General features: G+C 63.9%; 6 protein-coding genes and 1 pseudogene. 1 reads left to right on the forward strand and 6 read right to left on the reverse strand.

Translation table 11 applies throughout. From position 1 onward, the window contains the following. The 3 genes from ACFE99_RS21765 to ACFE99_RS21775 all read right to left on the reverse strand — a co-directional run. A partial coding sequence (locus tag ACFE99_RS21765) for a hypothetical protein (protein ID WP_375488481.1) occupies positions 1–186 on the reverse strand: 186 nt, incomplete at its 3' end. Positions 187–495: 309 nt separating this feature from the next. After that, positions 496–1,182: a hypothetical protein gene (locus ACFE99_RS21770; RefSeq protein ID WP_375488483.1), complete on the reverse strand. Its 687-nt coding sequence runs from the start codon at positions 1,180–1,182 to the stop codon at positions 496–498. Positions 1,183–1,796: 614 nt separating this feature from the next. Next, complete coding sequence (locus ACFE99_RS21775; RefSeq protein ID WP_375488485.1) at positions 1,797–2,270, reverse strand: hypothetical protein; 474 nt, start codon at positions 2,268–2,270, stop codon at positions 1,797–1,799. A gap of 765 nt (positions 2,271–3,035) precedes the next feature. Here ACFE99_RS21775 and ACFE99_RS21780 point away from each other — a divergent pair. Beyond that, on the forward strand, positions 3,036–3,743 hold the full coding sequence (locus tag ACFE99_RS21780; protein ID WP_375488487.1) for a sensor domain-containing protein: 708 nt from the start codon (positions 3,036–3,038) through the stop codon (positions 3,741–3,743). Between the two features lie 293 nt (positions 3,744–4,036). Here the strand turns inward: ACFE99_RS21780 and ACFE99_RS21785 are convergent, their stop codons facing one another. The 3 genes and pseudogenes from ACFE99_RS21785 to ACFE99_RS21795 form a co-directional block, all read right to left on the reverse strand. After that, entirely contained in the window at positions 4,037–4,786 is a 750-nt protein-coding gene (locus ACFE99_RS21785) for a hypothetical protein (protein WP_375488489.1), read from the reverse strand. Beyond that, positions 4,786–5,406, reverse strand: a complete 621-nt coding sequence (locus ACFE99_RS21790) for a hypothetical protein (RefSeq protein ID WP_375488491.1) — start codon at positions 5,404–5,406, stop codon at positions 4,786–4,788. Before ACFE99_RS21790 ends, ACFE99_RS21785 begins: the two co-directional genes overlap by 1 nt. 11 nt (positions 5,407–5,417) lie before the next feature. Next, positions 5,418–5,975, reverse strand: a pseudogene (locus ACFE99_RS21795) (hypothetical protein); the annotation flags it as partial.

The raw sequence follows: 5,975 nt of genomic DNA on the forward strand, positions 1-5,975 counted from the left end.
CGACACGTACATCGCCACGATCAGCCCCACCACGCCGACCACCAGCACGATCGGCAGCACGATCCCCCACACGCTGCGCGGCGGCGGGATCGGCGCCACAATGGGCGGCTCCAGCGCGATCTTGCCCCCACCGGTCTCGGGGGGGCGAACCACCTCGCCTGGACGCACAAACGGCTGAGTTGTCACCAGCACACCCTAACGCGGCCGACCGGACAGGATCCGCGCCAAATTTGCGGATCCGAGCAACGCCGGGGCATTTGGTGACCTTCAGCCGGCACGGCGATTCGTTTGATGATCTTCCACCGCAGAAAGCCGCCCGGCAAATGAATACGGTTCATCATGAGCGGGGCTGAGGAATCCACGAAGGAGCCTGAATCGTCACTTAGGTTCGCCCGATCAGTGAGCACAAGCATCGTGATCGATCTGAGCTCGTCGGGAGTTTCGTAGCACGAGCGCTAATGACACCGTTTTCGCGCTTTCCTGTCTTATCCAGAGTCAGCTCGTCGTAATAAGACGCGCGCCATGGGCAGCAAGGAAAGGCTTGATGAGGTCGACCACGACCCAGCGCCGCGTTTCATCAGTGCTGACAATGATGCCGAGGTTGTAGGTAACGCTGTCCATCTCGACGGTGACTGGAGAGCCCATCACCTCGGGGTAAATCGGTGCGCTCGGATCGTCGGCGACGACGACAACGCGTTCCACGTTTGCGGGCATGTCCCGCAATTCGGGCGTGGACGCCGGGTCGAGTACGTGTCCGGTGACGACTGCGCCGAAGCTGTTGATCCACGTCGCGGGCGCCTTGCGCTGTTCGGCTGGCTGTGCTGTTTGCAATATTTCACGTGCCGGAACCGCGTTGTTGACCGTGACCTCCACCGGCAGTGCCCAGGTCGGTTGACCCGAGCTAAAGGCGGCCAGCGGAGATATCGGGATCGTCCACGGCTCACCGGCGACCGCCGGGTTTACATCGCCGGCAGGGAAATAAGTCATCTCGCCGATCTGCGTGCGTTTTTGGGTATGTCCCGCGGCTTCAGCCTGCGTGACGGCGACGGGGGCGTGCCTATCACCTCGAGCGCACTGGGCAGCGGTGAGGAACGCAGGTAGCAGTTGGTCGGGATGGTTGGGGTCGGAGTAGTCGATATAGAAGCCCGCGGTGCACACCATGGTGGTCTTATCACCCACCATGATGGGAGCGCCCGGCTTCAGACGGGACACCGGCCCTGACACCAAGGTTCCCTCGTTCACGGACGGTGGAAGTGGAAACGGGAGACGTGACGATGTGGCGTGTGCGCTCGACGCCGGTGTCGTGGCGGCTTTCTCGGCGCTTTTGGACCCGCACGCGACGAAGCCCAGTAGAACGGCGGGCACCAGAATTGCCGTCACTGGTGCCGCGTACATCAACCCTGTAAGTCGAATCATCTACTTCCTCGGTCCGCACCGCGTCCCCGAGTTCTCTTCACCAGCCTACTGGTCGACTCGGGCCGCCGCCCACTAGCAGTTACCGTCACCGCGTAAACGTCATAGTCGTCGGCGACGACACCGTCACCGCGGCAACGGTTTTCCGAGTATACAAGTCCCCTGCTGCGCCAACTCGGTTGCAATACTAACGCTTCATGTGTGTCCCTTCGCCACCCGATGCGTCGAGCAACGAAGTATGACCTCAAAGCGCCTGCAGCCCAGCGCATTAGCGGGAGGGAAAGGTCGCCGACCTATGCATCGGATACCCGCAACTTCTCGAGCTCGGCCGATGCCACGGTCGGCGCGCCCGCGGCGGGACCCAGCTGCGCCCGCGCCCGCGCTCACTTCTGCATCTCTTGGTGACGCGGATGTGCGAGGTATTCCATGGAATGCTTGCTCCGCAACGGCCGACGCTGGCCCGCGTAGTAGGCGATCAGATAGGCCAACGCGAAGCTTCCGGCGGTGAGAAAAGAAGTGATACCGAACTGAATGCCTTGCCCGCGGGCTATCGGGTAGCGCCAGCTGGCGTCACCGTAACCGGTGCCGATGGCCAACAGCGCAAGAAACCCTGCCATCACCGCCGCAACCAGCGCCTGCCGGCCACCGAATAAGAAGGCGTACACGTTACCGGCGGCGATCGCCGTTATCCCCACGAGAACCCACCACATCGTCGTCGGGGTTAGTAAGCCACTGTAGGAGTCCGGAGCTGGATCGACCGCGGAATCCGCTATCTGCGCGGTCGGTGCGCCATCACCGTCCGGCTGATCGCGATCCACCTCGAGTGCATCCTCGGGGTCGGGCTGTCGATCGCTCACCGTGAGTGCATAGATTCTGCCGCCGATTTTGATTTAGGGCGTCGACGTATAAGCCGCGACTATCATTGCGCCCGCAAGCATTCCGCAAACCCATAGCCCACTTTCCCAATTCGGGTAGCACAATAGGAAGCCGGATACGGCCGTGGCGCACGCGCTGGACCAGTAGATGCGTCGTTGGGCACGACGGCTGGTGTGCAGGAATGACAGGGCAAAATCGATAACGAAGCATGCGCCGATGACACCGAGGAAAAATACTGAGCTTTATTCACCTAGCGCCTTCTTCACTAACTTTTCGCCGCCCCATGCGCGCCTGCGATTCCGCCCGATAAGTGCGACGATCAGCGTGCCCTCGGCTCCAACGAGTGATCCTCAAACCGCGCGCGTCATCCAGCCCGCCAATATGCCGGCGCGAGGAACAAGCGCGACTCGACAGCGACCCGGAGGCAGGTTGTCTTCGCCGAAATCGTGCATTCCCTAGGCAGTTTCCCGTAATACCGTAGGCGTGGTTAGCGTACCGGTAGCGATCGAAGGGAGTTATCGGTGACGAATGGTCCGGAGGGCTGGCGGCACAATCCGAGCGGACCCCCATGGGAGCAGCCACCGCCGGGAATGTGGCCGCCTCCGGCGGGACCGCCGCCACAAGGACCGCCGCCACAAGGACCGCCGCCACCAGGGCCGTGGGGTTCTTACGGGCCACCGTGGGCTGGCGGGCCTCCACCACCGCCGCGCCCTCCGTCACACCGCAAGCTGGTCGTCGGAACGATCGTGGGTGTTGTGGTGCTCGTTGCTGCCGGCGTCGCAGCAGCGGTCGGCTTGTCTACGGACAACTCGAGCACCGCTCAGAGCACCGCCGCCACCACCTCGTCCAGCGCCACCTCTTCCTCAGCGCCCACAACCAGGGTGGTGCCGTCGCAGGTGCTCCCCAGCGAGCAACAGATGAAACAGGTCACCCTGTTCGACCTGGCCAAACACGGCGACGTCGACACAACGGTAGCGCCAGACGGAAGAACCGACCCACCTGCCTGCTCGCTGGTGAGCCGCCCAGCCGGCACCTCGGTGGTCGGCCGCGCCATCTCGGTCGCGGGCCTTAACTACCGAGACAAGCCCGGCGACGACTACGGGGCGACCGCGTTCGCCTACGTCGCGGTGTTCGACTCCGCCGAGGCAGCGGACGCCGCGCAGCAGAAGCTGGCCCAAGCCGTGCATAACTGCACGAAATTCAGCAATCCAGAGGCGAATAAGCCCGATGCGCCGCCGCTGGAGTGGACCGTTTCAAATGTGAACACGACCGATCACCAGGTGGTGTGGAACACCGACCAACAAACCGACGACGGCACACCCTGGTCATGCGCCAAGACTGCCCGCACACGGGACAATCTGCTCGTGTTGGGGATGCTGTGCGCCCCGAACCCTGCCGACGGGCCAAACAAAATAATCGACGTGATCTTCACCAACATCGACGCCAAAAAATAGCGAACCCGCGATCGCGACTTACGCGCCTCGAGAAATCGATACGGGGTGCAAGTTCGTCGAGTAGAGCAGCGTCAACAGATGAAGCCGCCCCGGCGAATGGCTGGGACGGCTTCGCATGACTGGCCCGTCATCGCGTTGACCCGTTATTACGAGATGGTGTCAGGGCCACTGCTGCGCGACCGCACCGCGGGGTGCGCGCGAACCGCCGCGACGCCTGCTTTGACGATGTGGCCGACGAACGTGAGGCGGTCGACGATGGCGGCAGTTGTCTCGACCTGCCCGGTGCAACATGGTCACGCACCAGCCGGTGGACCCTGGCGAAGGATGTGTTCGACCTGGTTGAGCCGCTCGCCGGGATCGTTACCGTCGCTGTATTTCCAGAAGAGCAGACCGTTGGCGAGGTTGACCGGCTCAACGCTGAGCTGCGGGCCGAGCAGGACGGTGTTGGTGCAGCCTGTGCCGGCATCCCGGTACCCCACATCAACTCGGGAATACACGGCTATCCCGTCTCTGACGGTCTTGAAATCGATCGATTGCACGAGATCGCGGGGGATTTCGGTGAGGGTGCGGGCACCGAGAGCTCCGCGGACCCTCAGCGTCGATGGGGTGATGCACAGCTGGCTGCGGCGCCACCTCCACATGAAGACGACCAGGTACGCGGCCGATACACAAAGCAACAAGATCCCGCCGAACCGCAACCACACCGGGTAGCCAGGCGCGAATCCACCGACAAGGCAAGCGATTCCCAACGCCGGAAACAGGGTGGCGAAGACATAGGTGTACCCCTCGTACAACGGGATATACCTGCAGATGATTTCGTCTCCGAACCGCCGGACGCCGGCCCGCAGGATCCGCCGACCACGCCCGTAAAGGATGAGGATCCCGCCGCCGAACAGTATGACGCCTCCGTACCAATCGGATCGGAGGAGGACTAGCGACAGCGCCAGCAGGCAAAACGCTGCAGCGAGAACATAACGCAGCCAGTTGGCCCGAAGTTGTTTCGCCAATGCGCCGTTGGTCGTCGGTGCCTTCGTCTCAGCCATCAGCGATCGTCTACTCGTTGCGGCGTGGGCAGCGGACGTTGAACGGATTCACCCGGTTCGGCGGCCGGTGTCGGTTCATCAGGGTACGCGTCGCCCATCATTATGTGCACACCAGCGGGCGAAGCGCCCGGCTGGACGGCCAGCCGAACGACTGCGTGCTGCACCGGTGCACTGTGCAGCGCTGTCAGCGTCAACTGCGCGATCAGCGTCTGCTGTCCGTCGGTGATGATCCGCGAGTGCGTCACGCTGTCGAGCGCGCCGAACTCGTGGGTTGGGATGTGCAGGGCAAGAAATCCCTCAACGCCGACACCGTCCTGGGCCGGGGCGATGGCGCGGTGCTTCTCGCGGCAGCCCGGCACGGAGTGCAGCTGCTCGTCGACGAGCATTGCGAATACCTCGGCTGCATCAAGGGCAGCCGCGACATGGTGCATCGTCAACACTGCGTTGGCGCAGAAAACGCCCGTGGATCTTCCGTCGCGAGGGCACCACACTTGCATACCGGTAACGGTGCCGACACGCTCCCATCCCGCCGGCAACCACACATTCACTTCGAACCCGGCGAACCGGTCAACCGGGGTCAGAGCTACGCTGCGGCCCCGCACGTAGTCATCGAAGCGCATCTGCGAAGGCCTTAACCACCCGAGAGCCAGTCCCATGCCGCGCCGATCCCCTTGGACGCGCCGAGGGCGACAGCTCCTCCGACCACAGCGCCCGCTACCACGCCGATCGCAGTCCCCACACCGGGGACGACCGACCCGGCCACCGCGCCTGCAGCCATGTCTGCAGCCACGCTGCCAAGGACCATTCCGGCAGCGGTTCCCCCGGCCTCTCGGACGACGGCCTCTGCCACGGGGTTGCCGTCATGGATGTCGGACATGACCGCCGGTACCGTCAAGGCCGCAGCGACGGCCCCGCCGGCACGGGTGGGCAACTCGACACCAGCGACCTTTGGGCTTTCGAACCACTTCAACAGGCCGGGATCCGCCTTCCCCGGACCTGTGCCAGGGGACGCATTGATCGCGCCCAGCGTTGCCTTCCCGACTCCGTCGGCGGTACCGCCGGCGATCGCTCCCGCAGCCCCGTTCGCGTAGTCGGATCCCGTCAACGCCCACGGCGATTGTCCGGGAGGTGCGGGCGGCGGCGCCGCGGCGGCCACCTGCGGCGGCACCGGGATCGGACCTATCTGGGG

This window comes from uncultured Mycobacterium sp., assembly GCF_964249325.1.
Lineage (GTDB): Bacteria > Actinomycetota > Actinomycetes > Mycobacteriales > Mycobacteriaceae > Mycobacterium.